Raw genomic sequence first — 16,900 nt, 5'->3', positions numbered from 1 at the left:
TTGTTAACCAACCGTGGGATTGTTCCCCAAGGTGCGGCAAGTCGAAGCGGTCTGAATATCGGCCAGGACGCCGAAAATGGCTTTGGTTAGCCCTAACCGCTTTTGATTTATTTCCGTTATACAAATACCTTTGGGGTACAAAAATTGCATGAATTTGAACTTAAATAAACTTTACAACCGCATGAAAAAAATAGTCTTTTTGGTTTTGGCTGGAATGTTATCCGCAGGTGCTCTCCAGGCACAAAGTGGTAAGGCTTTCTATAATTCTCCTTACAAAACACGTAACAGTGGGTCGTTCGATGCAAGGTATTCTATTTTATCCTTTGGACTGGGTGCTCCCAATAAAGCCGTGCAGGACACTTACGCTGGCTGGAGTCGCTCCGGCTCGCCCGTGGTTTATGCAAAATACGAACACGGCATCATGGATGAGGTCGGTATTGGGGGCCAAATAGCGCTCTCCGGCGGCTCATACAAGAATGGAGCGAATGAAAAGGTTAAGATTTTTGCTTTTCACATGGCTGTACTGGGATACTACCACTTTAACAAACTCATTCCGGTGAAACAGTTGGATGTCTATGCAGGTGCAGGTCTCGGTCTGAGAGTCAGAAACGCTTCGAGCGACAACAATGGCTACAACGACAATTTTGACGATACTAATATCACGGTGCCTGTTAGAGTAGGTGGCCGCTATTATTTCACAGACAACTTTGGAGCCTACCTGGAAGCGGGTTGGGACGACATGAGCGACGCCGCCATCGGTGTTACTTTCCGTCTCTAATTCATTTTAGCATCCATAAAAAAGGCCGCCTGAAAAAATCAGGCGGCCTTTTTCGTTAAGATGGTTTAGGTGATCAACGCAAACCCTTAACGCGAGATATAACCTTCCAGGTGTTCGATAATATTCTTTTGTTCTTCGATCACAAACTTCACAACGTCACCGATAGAGATCAACCCTACCAATACGCCGTTTTCTTCCACAGGCAAGTGACGAATGTGTTTGGCCGTCATGAGGCTCATACAATCTTCGATACTATTTTCCGGGGTTACCGTAAAGGGCTTGCGGGTCATCAACTCCTTGATGGGCGTGTCCTTGGAGGACTTCCCTTTCAGGATGAGCTTGCGCGCATAATCCCGTTCCGTAAAAATGCCGACGAGGCTTTCGCCCTCGACGATCATGAGGCCACCAATGTTCTTTTCACACATCAGTTCAATGGCTTTATACACCATCGTTTCGGGGTCAACAGAAAACACGTTCCGTCCTTTGTTTTGCAAAATGTCTTTTACTTTTCCCATAGGCTGTTTTAATTCAATCGATTGAATATAAATTTTTTAGGGAAATAATCCAAAGCACACGCGGCTGGCAGCCACACGGTTAGGCAGCGCAAACCATCGAAACCCGACGGGGAAGCCGAAAAAGACCTGAGAAAAATTTTGTTGCTAGGGGATCAAAAGCCCGATCACGCGGTCGGGGAACAAGCCCAGGGCCAGTATCACCAGCGTTAGCACCACCAGCAGTACGCGGGAGTATTGCGTGGGGGTTGTGCCGCTCGTTTCTTTCTTGTACATGGCAACAATCACCTTGAAGTAATAGTAGATCCCGATAAGCGATGTTACAACACCCAAGATCACCAGGACCACATAGTGATGTTCCAGGGCCTTGGCAAACACCAGGTATTTACCAAAGAACCCAGCCAACGGAGGGATACCCGCCAGCGAAAGCATGGCGATGGTCATGACCACGGCCAGGAAAGGATTTTTATAATACAAGCCGTTGAAGCTGTCAACGCCCGTGCTGCCCGACGAAAGTTCGACCGCCTGCAATACGGTGAAAGCCGCAATGGACGCGGCGGAATACGCCACCATGTAATAGAACAGAACGCCCAGCGCACTGCCATCCGAAGCCATCAGGGCCAGCAGGATGTAGCCCACATGTCCGATGCTGGAGTAGGCCAGGATACGCTTCACGCTCACCTGGTACACGGCCGTCACGTTGGCCACCACGAGGGTGAGCACGATGATGGCCTGGACAATGATCAGGAACGCCGGTTGAACCGGGGTGAAGCACGTCTGGAACACTTTCACAAAAGCACCCAGCGCCGCCGTTTTCACCATCGTCGACATAAAGGCCGTGACGGGTGTGGGCGATCCTTCATACACATCCGGTGCCCAGAAATGGAAGGGCACGGCAGAGATCTTGAAGGTGAGACCGATGAGGATCATCACGAGGCCGGCATGGAAAAAGCGCGGCATCGTGTCGCCGTGATCATGGACAAAGACATATATTTTAGTAATGTCGAACGAACCGGTGGCACCATACACCAACGCAATCCCCATCAGCAGGAAGCCGGTGGCAAAAGATCCCATCAGGAAATACTTGAATGCTGCTTCGTTCGAGAACAGGCTGCTCTTGTTGCTTCCCGCCAACACATAAAGCGATATGGATAAGATCTCGATGCCCAAAAACAACATGGCCATGTTGTTGAACGACACCATGATGATGCCGCCGGCCAGCGCAAAGATCATGAGCGCCGAGCGATCGGATTGGTGCGATTGATGTTCGAAATAGCTGCGGGCCATCACATACCACGCCAGGGTGATCGTGCAGAGCAGCGCCGTGAACGCCAATGAAAAATTGTCGAACACCACCATGTCGTGGTAATACGCGCGGGGTGTGCCCCAATCCAGGATTCCCAATACGATGGCCGCCACCAACGCCAGAACAACCAGCGCCGTCAGCAATTTTTTAAAGTTGGCGATCTCCGCGAGGAGCGATACGAAACCCAGACCACAAATGACTAACAGTGCATTCATACTATTTTGCGGAAGCGGAAAAATCTTGAACAATCAACAAAAGATTCGACACGGCAGATTCGGAGATCGACAGCAGCGGATCGGGATAAATACCAATCGCCACAACGAGGATGACGATGGGGAACAGCACCAGTTTTTCATGGCCCGTCAGGTCGGCAAAACCGGCGGTAGTTGTGTTGGTCTCCCCCAGCATGGCCTGCTGGAAGCTGCGCAACATGTACACCGCGCCGAGAATAATGGTAAGCCCGGCAACGACGCCCAGGATAGCCCTATATTGAAATACAGAATTGATCAGCAGAAACTCTCCCACGAAACCACTGGTGAACGGCAAGGCCACCGTGCCCAGCATGATGATCGTAAACACAGCGGAGAAAGTAGGGGCCACATTTCGAATGCCGCCCAGTCCGGCAAGGTTGCGCGTCTTCACGCGTGTTTCGATGATGTCGATGCCATAGAACAATCCAAACACCAGGATGCCGTGGCTCAACATCTGGATGAGCGCGCCCTGCATCCCGATGCTACTCAGGGTGAAGATACCCGCCGAAATCAACCCCACGTGAGCAATGGAGGAATAGGCGATGAGGCGTTTGAAATCTTTTTGAACGATCGCGATACACGAGCCATAGAGAATGCCGATAACCGACAAGATCACGGCCGTTAATCCCCACTCCTGCACGCCAGCGGGAACCACCGGGATCAACCAGCGGATCACGCCATACAACCCCATCTTGAGCATGATCCCTGAAAGCAGCATCGTGCCTTGGGAAGGTGCAACGCTATATGTATCGGGCTGCCAGGTGTGAAAAGGAAACACCGGCATCTTGATGGCAAACGCGATGAACAATCCCCAGAAGACGAGGCTCTGTTCACCCGGAGGCAATGCGCGGCCGGCTTCGTACAAGGCTTGAATAGCAAAGCTATGTGCGCCAGGGGTTTGGAAATACAAATAGATCAACGCCACCAGCATGAACAAGCTGCCGGCCAGTGTGTAGATAAAGAACTTCAGCGTGATGCGTCCGCGATCTTCGCCACCCCAGATCAAGCAAATGAAATAGATCGGGATCAGGGCGATTTCCCAGAAGAGATAGAACAGGAAGCCGTCCATCGCGGTGAACACACCGATGAGGGCCATCTGCATCATGAGTACCAGGCCATAGAAGGAAGGCGTGTAGGAATGCTTCGCAGCCGAGAGAACAATGAAAGGGACCAGCACCGTGGTGAGCAACACCAGCAACAAGCTGATGCCATCCACGCCCAGGGCGAAGTTCACGCCAAGGGATGTGATCCAGGGCAGGTCTATGGCGGCGGTGGCCGAAGCGTTCTTGTCAAAGCCGATCACCAGCACCAGGGAGGCCACCAATTCCACGGCGGTGGCGATGAAGGCGATCACCCAGGCCTGTTTTGGCTTGAAGGCAAACAGCACCAGCGATGCGAGCAAGGGCCAGAGAAGTATAAACAATAACATCATAATTTTATCTCACGTCAAAAGGTTGAGCAGGTCGCAACGCGCACCCTACCATATCACGAAAAAGGTTAACATCAATATTATGCTGATCGCCATAGCGAAAATGTAGAACCCGATGCTGCCGGTCTGCAACAAGCGGAACACCTGGCTGCCTTTCACCACCCCACCGCCAAGCGCATTCACAATGCCGTCGATGCCGAGACGTTCCACGATATTGTCAAACTGTTTTGAGAGCCAGAACAAGGGTTTCACCACGATGGCATCGTAGATCTCGTCGATATAGTATTTGTTGTACACGGCGTTCTGCACGCCGGTGAGCGTTCCTTCTGCGGCGGGCACCTGATTGCCTTTTACATATCTAAAATAGGCAATGCCAATTATCGCCAGCGTCAACACCACTACCAGACCCATCAGGCCCAGTTCGGTGCTATGCTCCAGGTGATGAAGCTCCAGGATCCCTTGCGACGGTGCAAACACGGGCGACAGGAATTCATTCAACCACGCCGATCCACCCAACGCCTCGGGAACGTTCATAAAACCACCCACCACCGACAACACGGCCAGCACCATCAACGGCACCGACATGCTCTTCGGCGACTCGTGAATATGATGCATCACCTCGTGACTAGCCCGGGGCGTTCCAAAGAATGTGAGGAAGAACAACCGGAACATATAAAACGAAGTGAGCAGCGACGCCAGCAACGCCACACCGTAGGCTACGGGGCTTTGCGCGAAGGCATGTGCAAGAATTTCATCTTTCGAAAAGAAACCGGCAAAGGGCGGGATACCCGAAATGGCCAGCACACCGGCCAGGAAGGTGAGATAGGTCACAGGCAAATGTTTCTTCAAACCGCCCATCTTTCGAATGTCCTGCTCGCCGCCAAGCGCGTGAATGACACTACCCGCTCCCAGGAACAACAGCGCCTTGAAAAACGCGTGGGTTGCCATGTGGAAGATACCGGAGGAGTATGCACCAACACCCAACGACACAAAGATCAACCCGAGTTGACTCACCGTCGAATAGGCCAATACTTTCTTGATATCGTTCTGTGCCACGGCAATGGTCGCGGCAAAAAGCGCCGTGGCCAATCCCACGATCAGTACAAGCTGCAATGCCGCGGGCGACATAGAATACAACACGTTGTTGCGCGCTACCATATAGATACCCGCCGTCACCATCGTCGCGGCGTGGATCAGGGCCGACACGGGCGTAGGACCCGCCATAGCATCAGGCAACCAGGTGTACAATGGAATTTGTGCGCTCTTTCCCATCGCTCCAATAAAGAGCAGGATGGCGATCAGCGAGATCGTGGAAGGATCTACCTCAGCAGCATTCACAAACACCTCGTGGTAGTTAATGCTTTTGAAATTGACAAAGATCAGGATGATGCCGATCAGCAAGCCAAGGTCGCCAATGCGGTTCATGATAAAGGCCTTATTCGCCGCTTTGTTGTAGTCGGTGTTCTTAAACCAGAAGCCGATCAGCAGGTACGAGCAAAGTCCAACACCTTCCCAGCCCACGAACATCAACAAATAGTTCGAACCCATCACCAGCAGGAGCATGAAGAACACAAACAGGTTCAGGTAAGAGAAGAACTTGTTGTAGCCCGCATCGTCGTGCATATAGCCGATGGAATACAGGTGGATCAAAAATCCGACGCCCGTGATAATCAACAGAAAGAGCGACGACAGCGGGTCCACCAGAAAACTGATGTCGGCCGAGAAGCCGGCGGTGTGAATCCAGTCAAACACGGTCACCGAGAACGCACGTTGATCTTCGGGTAAGAAAAGCAATTGCAGAAACACCACCACCGCCAGGATGAACGAAATGAACACCATGCCACAGGCGATAAAAGACGCCACCCCGTGGATCATCTTTTTGTAGTTGAGGGCGATGATGATAAAGCCCAGGAGCGGTAAAACAGGAATAAGGGTTATCAGAAAATTCATCCCTACCATTTTAAGCGATTCAAAATATTAATATCCGTGGTCTTCGTGATGCGGTACATCATGATGAGGATGGCCAATCCCACGGCTACCTCGGCGGCGGCCACGGCCATGATAAAGAACACGAACACCTGCCCTGCCGCGTCGTTCATATAATTGGAAAACGCCACCATCACCAGGTTCACGGCATTCAGCATCAGTTCGATGCACATAAAAACAATGATGGCATTCCGGCGGTACAACACGCCCAGCACACCGATGGTGAACAGGACGGCACTGAGCCAGAGGTAGTAGTCTATTGGGATCATGTATACTTTATTTCGTATTCATTAAATGTTATCGTCGCCTTATCCTTTGTTATACTTTTCGGGTTTACCCAACATCACGGCGCCTACCATGGCGGCCAGCAACAGCACGGATGTAATTTCAAAGGGAAGCAAATACTCGGTGAACAACACGTGGCCCAGTTTCTTCACATAACCCACGTCGTGTTGCATGGTGGCGGCAGGCAGTTGGTCCACGCCCTTCAGCGAAGCCACCAAAATGAGCAGCAACAGCCCACCGGCAATGGCGGCGGCAAATTTCAAGAGGTTGCTTTTGTGCGGCTCGCTCTCCTCGTTCAGGTTCAACAGCATGATCACATAGAGGAACAACACCATGATGGCGCCGGCATACACAATGATGTGCACGATAAAAAGAAACTCCGCGTTCAACAAAAGATAGTGGCCGCCAATGGCAAAAAAAGCAACGATGAGGTACAGCACGCTGTGCACCGGGCTTTTCGAGAACACCACCAGCAAGGAGGCGAAGATGGCGACAAAGGAAAGAAAATAGAAAAGGTTAAGTGTCACTGCGGCTTGATGTTATTTGTTATGACTGTATTGTTTATGCTTTTTGAATTCCAGCACAGCGGCCGTCTGACGCACCGTCACATCCACGCGCTCGTCGACAGGCTCCACCAGCTTATCCTTTCCAAACACAAATTCTCCCCGGCCATAATCTGTCGGAAGAATACGGTCCGTCAAAAAGATCGCCTCCTTCGGACACGCCTCTTCACAAAGTCCACAGAAAATGCAGCGGAGCATGTTGATCTCGTAGGTAGAAGCATACTTCTCTTCGCGATATAATTTCTCCTCTCCCTTCACACGCTCGGCGGCCACCATCGTGATCGCTTCTGCCGGGCAGGCCACAGCACAAAGTCCGCAAGCTGTGCAACGCTCGGCGCCATGTTCATCACGCTTCAACACGTGCTGGCCACGCCAGATCTGGCTGATCTCCCGCTTGGTCTCGGGGTACTTCACCGTGGAGCTCTTGCGGAACAAATGTTTTATCGTGATGACGATGCCCCCCAGGATAGCCGGCAAATAGATCCGCTCCCAGAAATTCATCTGCTTCTTGACAACAACTTTAGACCGGTTGGTTAAGGCTTGCATGTCGTCTTATTTAATTTAGATAATGTGTCTTAATAATGATAACCAGCCCCGTGATAAAGATGTTGATCACCGCCAGCGGTATCAACGCCTTCCAGCCCAGGTTCATCAGCTGGTCGTAGCGGAAACGTGGAATGGTCCAGCGAATCCACATAAAGAAGAAAATGAAGAACGTGATCTTCGCAAAGAAGAACAGGGTCCCCAAGATCGTGATCGTGTTCTGATCCAACCCCAGGTCGTTCATGAACGGGAAGTTGAACCCTCCAAAATACAACGTCGAGATCACCGCCGACGAAATGAACATGTTGATGTACTCTGCGAAGAGATACAACGCCAGTTTCATACTGCTGTATTCCGTGTGATAGCCACCCACCAATTCCGTCTCGCATTCCGGCAAGTCAAACGGTGTGCGGTTTGTTTCCGCGAAAGCACAAATCAAAAAGATGATAAAGCCCACGGGCTGATATACCACATTCCAGAAATTCCAATGACCACCCACGCCGCCGGTCTGCAGCAAGCTGATCTCACGCAGGCTCAGCGTACCCGTCGTGATAATGAGTGCGATGATGGATAACCCCATCGCAATTTCATAGCTGATCATCTGCGCCGAAGCCCGGATGGCACCCAGCAACGAAAACTTGTTGTTCGATGCCCAACCTCCAATCATGATGCCGTATACACCGATCGATACCACGGCAAACACATACAGGATGCCGACGTTCAAATCGGCGATCTGCAGAAAATATTGCTTGCCATCGATCACCAGCGAGTTACCCCAGGGAATCACCACACCGGCCATCAACGCCGTCATCATGGCGATGGAGGGCCCGAGGATGAACAGGAACTTGTTGGCAAAATCCGGGATGATCTCTTCTTTCATCATGAACTTCAATCCGTCGGCCAGCGGCTGGAACATGCCGAAAGGTCCCGCACGGTCCGGCCCCACGCGGTCCTGCAAAAAGGCAGCTACCTTGCGCTCGGCATACGTGGAATACGCGGCCACAAACAGCGTGATGGCAAAGATGCCCACCACCAAAATTGCTTTATAAATAAAGAACGAGATCATGCGGTCAGCGATGGATTAGGTTCGGGCAATGGTTTTCCTTTTTCAAACTCGATCTGCCGTTCGATCTCCTTCTTCAGGGTGATCAGGTCGGCGCGCTCGTAATGGCCTTGGGCGATCACCGAGTGACGGTCGATGTGGCGAGGGCCTTCCACCGTCCAGTCCTTCACGTTCTTGTGATCGTAGCGGCATTCGTTGCAAATGTACTCTTTCACCTCACCATATTGGTCTTTGCGGGCCGAAACACGCAATACTTCTTCCCCTTTCATCCACAACACCACCTTGCCACTGCACTTGGGGCAGTCGCGGTGCGCATCCATGGGATTGGTGAACCACACGCGGCTCTTAAAGCGGAAGGTCTTGTCGGTCAAAGCTCCCACCGGGCACACATCGATCATGTTTCCGGAGTAGTCGTTGTCGACCGCCTTCGCGATATAGGTGCTGATCTCTGAATGGTCGCCACGGCCTAAAACGCCGTGCACGCGCTCGGGCGTCAGTTGGTCGGCCACATATGTGCAGCGATAGCAGAGGATGCAGCGCGTCATGTGCAACTTTATCTTGTCGCCGATGTCGATCTTCTCGAACGTGCGGCGGTCTTCTTCGTAGCGGGTCTTGGCGGCGCCGTGCTCGTAGGCCAGGTTTTGGAGATCACATTCTCCGGCCTGGTCGCACACGGGGCAGTCCAGCGGGTGGTTCAGCAAAAGGAATTCCACCACACCTTTGCGGGCTTCCAGCACTTCGGGCGAGGTGATGTTCTGCACCACCATGCCGTCCATGACGGGCGTACGGCAACTGGCCACCAGCTTAGGCATCGGGCGGGGGTCTTTTGCAGAACCTGCCGTCACTTTCACCAGGCACACCCGGCACTTTCCACCACTATCTTTCAACGTGGAGTAGTAACACATCGCGGGGGGCACTAAATCGCCACCGATCTGCCGCGCTGCATTCAGGATGGTGGTACCATCGGCCACCTCAACCTCTACACCGTCTATCGTTACTTTTGCCATGTTACTATCGTATTATAACAATTGTCTATACTCAATTTTTAACACTACGCTCCCACTGCCTCCAACTTCTTCTCCGAGCGGAAAGGCTCAATCTCAAAGTGCTTCGGATTCGATACTTTCTCGGGATATTTCACGTGATATTCAAACTCTTCGCGGAAGTGACGTATCGCGCTGGCTACGGGCCAGGCAGCAGCATCTCCTAACGGGCAGATCGTGTTGCCTTCAATCTTCTTCGCCACATCCACCAACAGGTCAATGTCGCTCATGTGACCGTGACCGTGCTCGATGCGATGAAGCACTTTCTCCATCCAACCCGTGCCTTCGCGGCAAGGGCTGCACTGTCCGCACGACTCGTGGTGATAGAAGCGCGCAAACGTCCAGAGGTTGCGCACGATGCAGGCCGTTTCGTCATAGACGATAAAGCCACCCGAGCCCAACATGGTGCCACTCACAAAACCACCGTCGGCAAGCGACTCATAGGTCATGAGACGTTGCTCGCCTTTTGCTGTTTTCAAGATCAGGTCGGCTGGCAGAATGGGTACTGAAGAACCCCCGGCCACAACAGCCTTCATCTTTCTTCCCTTCCAAATGCCGCCGCAATATTCGTCGCTGTAAATAAATTCTTCTACTGGCAAGCCCAGGTCGATTTCATAAATGCCGGGCTTGTTAATGTGACCGCTGGCGGAGATCAGTTTCGTACCGGTGCTCTTGCCGATGCCGATCTTCGCATACTCGTCGCCACCACCGTTCACGATCGGCACTACGGCAGCAATCGTCTCCACGTTGTTCACCACCGTAGGGGCAGCATACAAACCTGCTACGGCCGGGAACGGAGGCTTCAACCGCGGGTTGCCGCGCTTGCCTTCGAGTGATTCCAACAAAGCGGTTTCTTCACCGCAGATATAGGCACCTGCACCCGGGTGAACATACAAGTCCAGCGAGTAGGGTGTTCCCAAAATATTCTGTCCTAAAAATCCTGCCGCATACGCTTCTTCAATCGCCTTCTCCAGGATGCGCACGATGTACATGTACTCGCCGCGTATGTAGATGTACGAAGTCCGTGCACCCAACGCATAGCTGCCGGTAATCATCCCCTCGATCAACAAGTGAGGGATCTTCTCCATCAGATAGCGATCCTTGAACGTACCGGGCTCGCTCTCATCCGCGTTGCACACCAGGTAACGAGGCTTCTCCGATTTGCGATCCAAAAAGCTCCACTTCATGCCGGCCGGAAAACCCGCACCGCCACGTCCACGCAAACCCGACTTCTTCACTTCCTCCGTCACCTCATCAGGCGTCATCGTCTTCAACGCCTTCTCCACCGAAGCATACCCACCATTCTTCCGATAGACATCAAAAGTCTCTATCCCGGGGATATTAATGTTTGCCGTTAATAACTTCTTACCCATGATTACCGTTTGATCGTTATATTCTTTGTTATCGTCTCCCCAAAGGAAGCGCGACGTATTATTCAAAATTATTCGGCGGCCCCCCTCGTACCTCGGGTCGGGCTATCCGTTCCAAGTCCGTCCACCCTTTGTTCCCGCATTCCAAGGGCCCCATGCTCCATTTTGTTGGTGTCCCGCCAACAAATCACACTCAGCATCCCCACCGCACTCCGGGCTTTCCACTCCTATCCCTGGCCGGCACACCGCAAAGTCACTCCCACAACAACAGCATCACATCGCCGTCATGCAAAAATGACTATCGCATATAACTACTCCGCGCATTCGCCGAGCGAAGGTCTTCCACCAAAGCATCCACCTTCTCCGTCGTCAAATTCTCATGAAACTTCGCCCCACACTGCAACATCGGCGCCGTACCACAAGACCCCAGACACTCCACGGTCTTCAAAGTGAACATGCCATCGGCCGTGGTCTCTCCCACTTTTATATTCAGCTTGTTCTGCAAATGCTCCACAATGTCATCCGATCCACGCAACCAGCAAGGGCCGGTCTGGCAAACCTCGATCAAACACTTGCCCACAGGCTCCAGGTTGTACATGGAGTAGAACGAGGCCACTTCATATACTTCAATAGGCTTGATCTTCAATATCGACGCCACCAGGTCCATCACGGCGGGACTCAGCCAGCCGTCAAACTCCGCTTGGGCCACGTGCAAAATGGGCAACAAGGCCGACTTCTGCCGTCCTTCAGGATAGCGCTTGATGATCTTGTTCACCAACGCGAGTGACTTCTCCGAAAATTTTATCTCTTCCATCTTTTCCGTTCTTTCAGGCATCCAGTTCGCCGGCAATCACATTCATGCTACTCATGGTCAGGATCGCGTCCGACAGCATGGAGCCTTTGATCATCTCCGGGTAGGCTTGATAATAAATAAAACACGGCCGGCGCATGTGCAACCGGTAAGGCGTTCTTCCGCCGTCGCTGATGAGGTAGAAGCCCAACTCGCCGTTGCCGCCTTCCACACAATGGTATACCTCACCTTTCGGAACGTCCGTTTCACCCATCACGATCTTGAAGTGATAGATGAGCGCTTCCATGTTGTTATAAACTTCTTCTTTGGGGGGTAAATAGAAATCGGGCACCTTTCCGTGGAAAGGTCCGTCGGGCAGGTTCTTGATCGCCTGCTCGATAATGCTCAGGCTCTGCCACATCTCACCCTGGCGCACCATGAAGCGATCGTATACGTCGCCGTTGGTTCCGATAGGGATCGTAAAATCAAAATCTTCGTAGGAGGAATACGGTTTGGCTACACGCACATCGTAGTCCACACCCGCAGCGCGCAGGTTCGGGCCGGAGAAACTAAACTCCAGCGCACGTTCGCCGGTGATGCCGCCCACACCGATGGTGCGGTCCATAAAGATCCGGTTGCGTTCCAGCAGGTTTTCAAACTCCTTCAACACTTTCGGAAACTCTTTCAAAAAGCGGTGGATCTTCTCCCACGCCTTTGGCGAAAAGTCGCGCTCAAACCCTCCTATCCGGCCGATGTTCGACGTGAGCCGCGCACCGCAGATCTCTTCATAAATTTCATACACCAGCTCGCGCTGCTGGAACATATACACAAAGCCTGTCAACGCTCCCGTATCCACACCGATCACGGCATTACAGATCAAGTGATCGGTGATGCGCGCCAGTTCCATGATGATCACACGCATGTATTGCACGCGCTTGGGAATTTCTGCCTGGATAAGTTTCTCCACCGTCATGTGCCAGCCCATGTTGTTGATGGGAGCCGAGCAATAGTTCATGCGGTCGGTGATGGGGGTGATCTGGTTGAACGGCCGGCGCTCCGAAAGCTTCTCAAACGCGCGGTGAATATACCCGATGGTTGGCTCCGCGTCCACGATGATCTCGCCGTCCATTTTCAGTACGTTCTGAAAAATACCGTGCGTCGCCGGGTGCGTGGGCCCGAGGTTCAGATATGAATACTGTTTTTCTTCTTCCTGGTAGTGGTATGCTTGATCGCTTTGCTTAACTTCTTCCATAGGATATTATCGTCCAAACATAGTATCGTTCTTGTCTTCGCGCACCTGGTCTTCCAGCGGGAATTCCTTGCGCAAGGGGAACATGATCATGTCCTCCACGTTGAGAATGCGGCGCAGGTCCGGGTGGCCCGTAAAGATCACACCGAAGAAATCGTAGGTTTCGCGCTCCATCCAGTTGGCACCTGCAAACACCGTGGTGAGCGTAGGCACTTCCGGCTTCTCGGCCGGCAAGTAGATCTTCAGCCGCACACGTTCGCCGCTCATCATGTTGTGAAGTTGATACATGATGGCGATCTGGTTCAGTTCCGGATAATGAATGCCACACAAGGTGGTGAGGTAGTGATAGCGGGTATCGGGGTGTTCCTTCAGGAACTTGATGATCTCGATGATCTTATCCTTCTTCAGGGTGATGGTGGGAAAATCATACAGCATGGCTGCGTGAAGCACCTCCCCTTCAAATTTTTCGTTCAGTACGCCGATGGTTTTCTCTAGGCCTGTTCCTTCCATTATTCTATTCCATATTGGTTCAACATGGCTTTATATTCGGCAGAATCTCTTCTGCGCAAGGATTCCGTTTCAACCAACCGCTGGATCTTCATCACACCGTCGATGATCTGTTCCGGGCGCGGGGGACAGCCGGGTACATACACATCCACGGGAATAATTCTGTCGATGCCCTGCAACACGCTGTAGGTATCAAAAATACCACCGCTGCTCGCGCAAGCACCCACCGAAAGCACCCACCGGGGTTCGGCCATTTGTTCGTACACCTGGCGCAACACCGGGCCCATCTTCTTGGCAATGGTTCCCATCACCATCAACAGGTCGGCCTGGCGGGGCGAGAAGCTCAAACGCTCGGACCCGAAACGGGCCAGGTCGTAGTGCGCGCCCATGGTGGCCATAAACTCGATGCCGCAGCACGAGGTGGCAAACGGCAAGGGCCAGATCGAATTCTTGCGGGCCATGCCCACCACTTTCTCCAGGCTGGTTGCAAAAAAGCCAGCACCCTCCACGCCTTCCGGCGCCTGCACCATCTTTATGTTACTCGTTTCTGTTTGCATCTTGAATAATTTTCAATCCTCCCACTTCAGTGCGCCTTTCTTGATGATGTAGTAGAAGCCGATCAGCAACGTGCTGATGAACAGGACCATCTCTACAAATCCGGCCAAGCCCAACTCATTAAAGTTAACAGCCCAGGGATACATAAAGATCACTTCGACGTCAAAAAGAACAAAAAGGATGGCTACCAGGAAGTACTTGATATTGAAAGGGACCCGCGCATTGCCCTGCGGCTCAATGCCACATTCGAAGGAGTCCTGTTTGATCTTGGTTTTGCGTTTGGGTCCCAGAAGGTGGGTGGCTACCATGGTGGTTCCGACAAATCCGGCGGCGACCACAAACATTAAGGCAATGGGTGCGTATTGAATAAGACCTTTATCGTCCATAGGTTTTATTTTCCGTGGTAAAAGTATTGCTTTCTTCACTGTTAAATGCATTTCAAACCATAAAAAATGCTACTCCGATCTTACGCATACGATTGATGTGGAGGGCGTTTTTTCAGTTAAGAATGATTCTAAAAAGCCGTGATGATAGGCGGTTTGTCGTGCGTGTTACCGGTGGGGGTACGCGACGGTTTTGTGAGGTTGGTGTGGCGTGTGAGTGCGGGTGCGGCGTTTGAACCGCCCTCCTTCGCCAAAGCTTCGGCGGGCAAGCAAAGCTGTGGTTTTCACTAGGTTGATCTTGCATCCCTCGCCCGCCGAAGCTTTAGCGAAGGGCCTCGCCCGCCGAAGGTTTAGCGAAGGCGAGGGGGCAAAATGAGGTCCCACGGCCTGCGGCAATATGGTCCCATACAACGAAAAAAGGCCCTAAACGGGCCCCTTTCTATGAAATTTGGTACCGACCGGTATACATTAACCGATCAGATTTAATATACTTGCAACTCTAAAAATGGCCAGGGCAGGGCAACTATGATTGTGGGTCATGCGCAACCTTTAACTTTAACGCATGGATGCACGTTGTTGCCCTGCTGGCTCCCCGGCCAATTCTAATGTCTTTATCGCTCCAGCCACCTTTTTTTCATCAGTAGCTTTCAGAAAATTCATAATCGGTTAGGGCTATTTCTTCAGTTCCTCAAGGGCCGTCAGCGCCTTCTGATCATTCGGATCCAGGGCAAGCACCTTGTCGAAGAATGTCTTGGCTTGTTTACGATCCGCTTTCAGGAAGTAATAGTAACCCAGGTATGAGTAAGCCTCGATAAGGTCCTTCTTTGATTTCTCTGGGGTAGCAATGGATTTCTCTACAAGAGATTCGTAATACGGTTTGGCCAACCCGGTTTCTGTTTCAGGGTCCAAGCTAGCCTTGGTTCTGCCTTCCCACAGGTAGCCTACCGCCATGTTGGGTTGCATTTCAATCAGCTTCGTGAAGGCCGTATCGGCTTGGGGAAACTGATCGGTGAAATAATATGCACGGCCAATGTTGTAGTAGTCAGCCGAAAGCGGTTTTGCGCGCAGTCCCATCAGGGCCTTCAACGCCGGCACAGCCTCTGCATATTTCTTGTTTTTCAAGAGCATATCCGATTGTATCTGACGGATCTCCATCTGCTTCGGCTCCAGGTCAAGACTCTTCTGGAAATTCAGCAACGCCAACGAGTCCTTCTTCAACTCCACCAACAGCTTACCGAAATAAGCAAAGTCGGAGGCTTCGGCCTTCTCGTTCTGCAGCGCAAAGTACTTCTCGAACATTTGTTGACTCTTTTCGAGTTCCTTTGATTCAAACAGTGAATAAGCGGCATATTTCAGCGTGGTCGGTGTAACATCAGACTTTGTGGTCAGCTTGGCAAATACCGTATTGGCCTTGGCGAAATCTTTGGCCATGAACAGGAAGAAAGCATAGCGCAACTGGGCGGCATCAGCCTTCTCGGTGTGCTCCAAATACTTTTCATAAGCCTTCACAGCCTTCGGACCATCTTTGGCGAGGTAATACAACTCACCCAATTCCTTGTAGGCAAGGGCGTAGTCGGGATCGATGCTGATCGCCTTGTTGAAGGCTTCTTCAGCTACGGGCACGTTCTGCGAGCGCAGGTACACCAAACCGATCTTGTAGTGGGGCTTAGCGCTTTTGGGGTCAAGCTTGGCACCACGTTCATAGGCGCTCACCGCGGAACCGCCGTTGTTCACAGCCAGGAATGCATCGCCGATGAGGACTTCCGTTTCGGAGCTGGTCTCATCCAGCTTTTTGGCCTTTTCCAACAAGGACATAGCTTCCTTCGCGGTTTGGCTGGTGCTCAGATACGCTTCAGCAACGGCCCGGAGCACCACGGCATCCTTCGACTTGGTCATGGTCAATGCCTTGTCAAAGAGGGCTTTAGCATCCGTAGCTTGTTTTTCCTGGAGGGCAATGAGGCCTTTTCCTACGTAATTGAGGGGTTGTTTCTCATCGGCGCCAATGCCTTTGGTGAAGGTTTCTTTGGCTTTTTCGCGCTCGCCGTTCTTGATCTGGGCATAGCCCAGGTAATAGTACAAAACGGCGGGGGTAGCACTGGTGGAAACGGCCTTCTGGAGGGAGGTAACAGCCGCTCCTGGCTTATCCAACTCAATGAGTCTCAGACCCTTAGTGACTTCGGGGTCTTGTTGGGCACGGGCCGCAACAAAAACCAACAGGGCCATGGCCAGCAGGAACGGCTTGAGGCTTGCGCTATTTGCGACTTCAAATCTCTTTTTCATACTTCTA

At 52.0% G+C, this 16,900-nt stretch carries 17 protein-coding genes; 1 reads left to right on the top strand and 16 read right to left on the bottom strand.

Annotation, left to right across the window (positions count from 1 at the left end):
- Positions 1–181: 181 nt before the first annotated feature.
- Positions 182–778, top strand: a complete 597-nt coding sequence (locus tag BUB30_RS26220) for a porin family protein (RefSeq protein WP_143165092.1) — start codon at positions 182–184, stop codon at positions 776–778.
- An 86-nt stretch (positions 779–864) separates the two neighbouring features.
- Here the strand turns inward: BUB30_RS26220 and BUB30_RS26215 are convergent, their stop codons facing one another.
- The 16 genes from BUB30_RS26215 to BUB30_RS26140 form a co-directional block, all read right to left on the bottom strand.
- Complete coding sequence (locus BUB30_RS26215) at positions 865–1,293, bottom strand: CBS domain-containing protein (RefSeq protein WP_073140490.1); 429 nt, start codon at positions 1,291–1,293, stop codon at positions 865–867.
- Positions 1,294–1,437: 144 nt separating this feature from the next.
- Positions 1,438–2,811 (bottom strand): NADH-quinone oxidoreductase subunit N, encoded by a 1,374-nt coding sequence (locus tag BUB30_RS26210; protein ID WP_073140487.1) that lies wholly within the window; start codon positions 2,809–2,811, stop codon positions 1,438–1,440.
- 1 nt (position 2,812) lies between these two features.
- On the bottom strand, positions 2,813–4,279 hold the full coding sequence (locus BUB30_RS26205) for a complex I subunit 4 family protein (RefSeq protein ID WP_073140485.1): 1,467 nt from the start codon (positions 4,277–4,279) through the stop codon (positions 2,813–2,815).
- Between the two features lie 45 nt (positions 4,280–4,324).
- A complete protein-coding gene (gene nuoL / locus BUB30_RS26200) occupies positions 4,325–6,226 on the bottom strand; it encodes an NADH-quinone oxidoreductase subunit L (RefSeq protein WP_073140482.1) in 1,902 nt (633 codons plus the stop codon).
- Between the two features lie 2 nt (positions 6,227–6,228).
- Positions 6,229–6,531, bottom strand: coding sequence for an NADH-quinone oxidoreductase subunit NuoK (gene nuoK / locus BUB30_RS26195; protein ID WP_073140479.1), 303 nt, complete (start codon positions 6,529–6,531; stop codon positions 6,229–6,231).
- A 39-nt stretch (positions 6,532–6,570) separates the two neighbouring features.
- Entirely contained in the window at positions 6,571–7,074 is a 504-nt protein-coding gene (locus tag BUB30_RS26190; protein WP_073140476.1) for an NADH-quinone oxidoreductase subunit J family protein, read from the bottom strand.
- A 12-nt stretch (positions 7,075–7,086) separates the two neighbouring features.
- On the bottom strand, positions 7,087–7,656 hold the full coding sequence (locus BUB30_RS26185) for a NuoI/complex I 23 kDa subunit family protein (protein ID WP_073140473.1): 570 nt from the start codon (positions 7,654–7,656) through the stop codon (positions 7,087–7,089).
- 10 nt (positions 7,657–7,666) lie between these two features.
- Positions 7,667–8,719 carry an NADH-quinone oxidoreductase subunit NuoH gene (nuoH, locus tag BUB30_RS26180; protein WP_073140470.1) on the bottom strand — a complete coding sequence of 351 codons (1,053 nt, stop codon included), beginning with the start codon at positions 8,717–8,719 and terminating at the stop codon, positions 7,667–7,669.
- Positions 8,716–9,723 (bottom strand): NADH-quinone oxidoreductase subunit G, encoded by a 1,008-nt coding sequence (locus BUB30_RS26175; protein ID WP_073140467.1) that lies wholly within the window; start codon positions 9,721–9,723, stop codon positions 8,716–8,718. The genes nuoH and BUB30_RS26175 overlap by 4 nt, the downstream gene beginning before the upstream one ends.
- Positions 9,724–9,767: 44 nt before the next feature.
- Positions 9,768–11,132: an NADH-quinone oxidoreductase subunit NuoF gene (gene nuoF, locus BUB30_RS26170; RefSeq protein WP_073141190.1), complete on the bottom strand. Its 1,365-nt coding sequence runs from the start codon at positions 11,130–11,132 to the stop codon at positions 9,768–9,770.
- A 295-nt stretch (positions 11,133–11,427) separates the two neighbouring features.
- Positions 11,428–11,943, bottom strand: a complete 516-nt coding sequence (locus tag BUB30_RS26165) for an NADH-quinone oxidoreductase subunit NuoE family protein (protein WP_073141188.1) — start codon at positions 11,941–11,943, stop codon at positions 11,428–11,430.
- Between the two features lie 13 nt (positions 11,944–11,956).
- Positions 11,957–13,171: an NADH dehydrogenase (quinone) subunit D gene (nuoD, locus tag BUB30_RS26160; protein WP_073140464.1), complete on the bottom strand. Its 1,215-nt coding sequence runs from the start codon at positions 13,169–13,171 to the stop codon at positions 11,957–11,959.
- Positions 13,172–13,177: 6 nt separating this feature from the next.
- Positions 13,178–13,678, bottom strand: a complete 501-nt coding sequence (locus BUB30_RS26155; protein WP_073140461.1) for an NADH-quinone oxidoreductase subunit C — start codon at positions 13,676–13,678, stop codon at positions 13,178–13,180.
- The gene (locus BUB30_RS26150) at positions 13,678–14,232 is read right to left on the bottom strand and encodes an NADH-quinone oxidoreductase subunit B (protein ID WP_073140458.1); all 555 of its coding nucleotides are present in this window, start codon (positions 14,230–14,232) and stop codon (positions 13,678–13,680) included. The genes BUB30_RS26155 and BUB30_RS26150 overlap by 1 nt, the downstream gene beginning before the upstream one ends.
- Positions 14,233–14,244: 12 nt before the next feature.
- Positions 14,245–14,616, bottom strand: coding sequence for an NADH-quinone oxidoreductase subunit A (locus BUB30_RS26145; RefSeq protein WP_073140455.1), 372 nt, complete (start codon positions 14,614–14,616; stop codon positions 14,245–14,247).
- Positions 14,617–15,285: 669 nt separating this feature from the next.
- Positions 15,286–16,893 carry a tetratricopeptide repeat protein gene (locus BUB30_RS26140; protein ID WP_073140452.1) on the bottom strand — a complete coding sequence of 536 codons (1,608 nt, stop codon included), beginning with the start codon at positions 16,891–16,893 and terminating at the stop codon, positions 15,286–15,288.
- Between the last annotated feature and the right edge of the window lie 7 nt (positions 16,894–16,900).

This window comes from Chryseolinea serpens (assembly GCF_900129725.1).
Classification (GTDB): domain Bacteria; phylum Bacteroidota; class Bacteroidia; order Cytophagales; family Cyclobacteriaceae; genus Chryseolinea; species Chryseolinea serpens.
The sequence above is the reverse complement of the archived record's forward strand: the minus strand, read 5'-3'. Positions and strand labels throughout refer to the sequence as shown.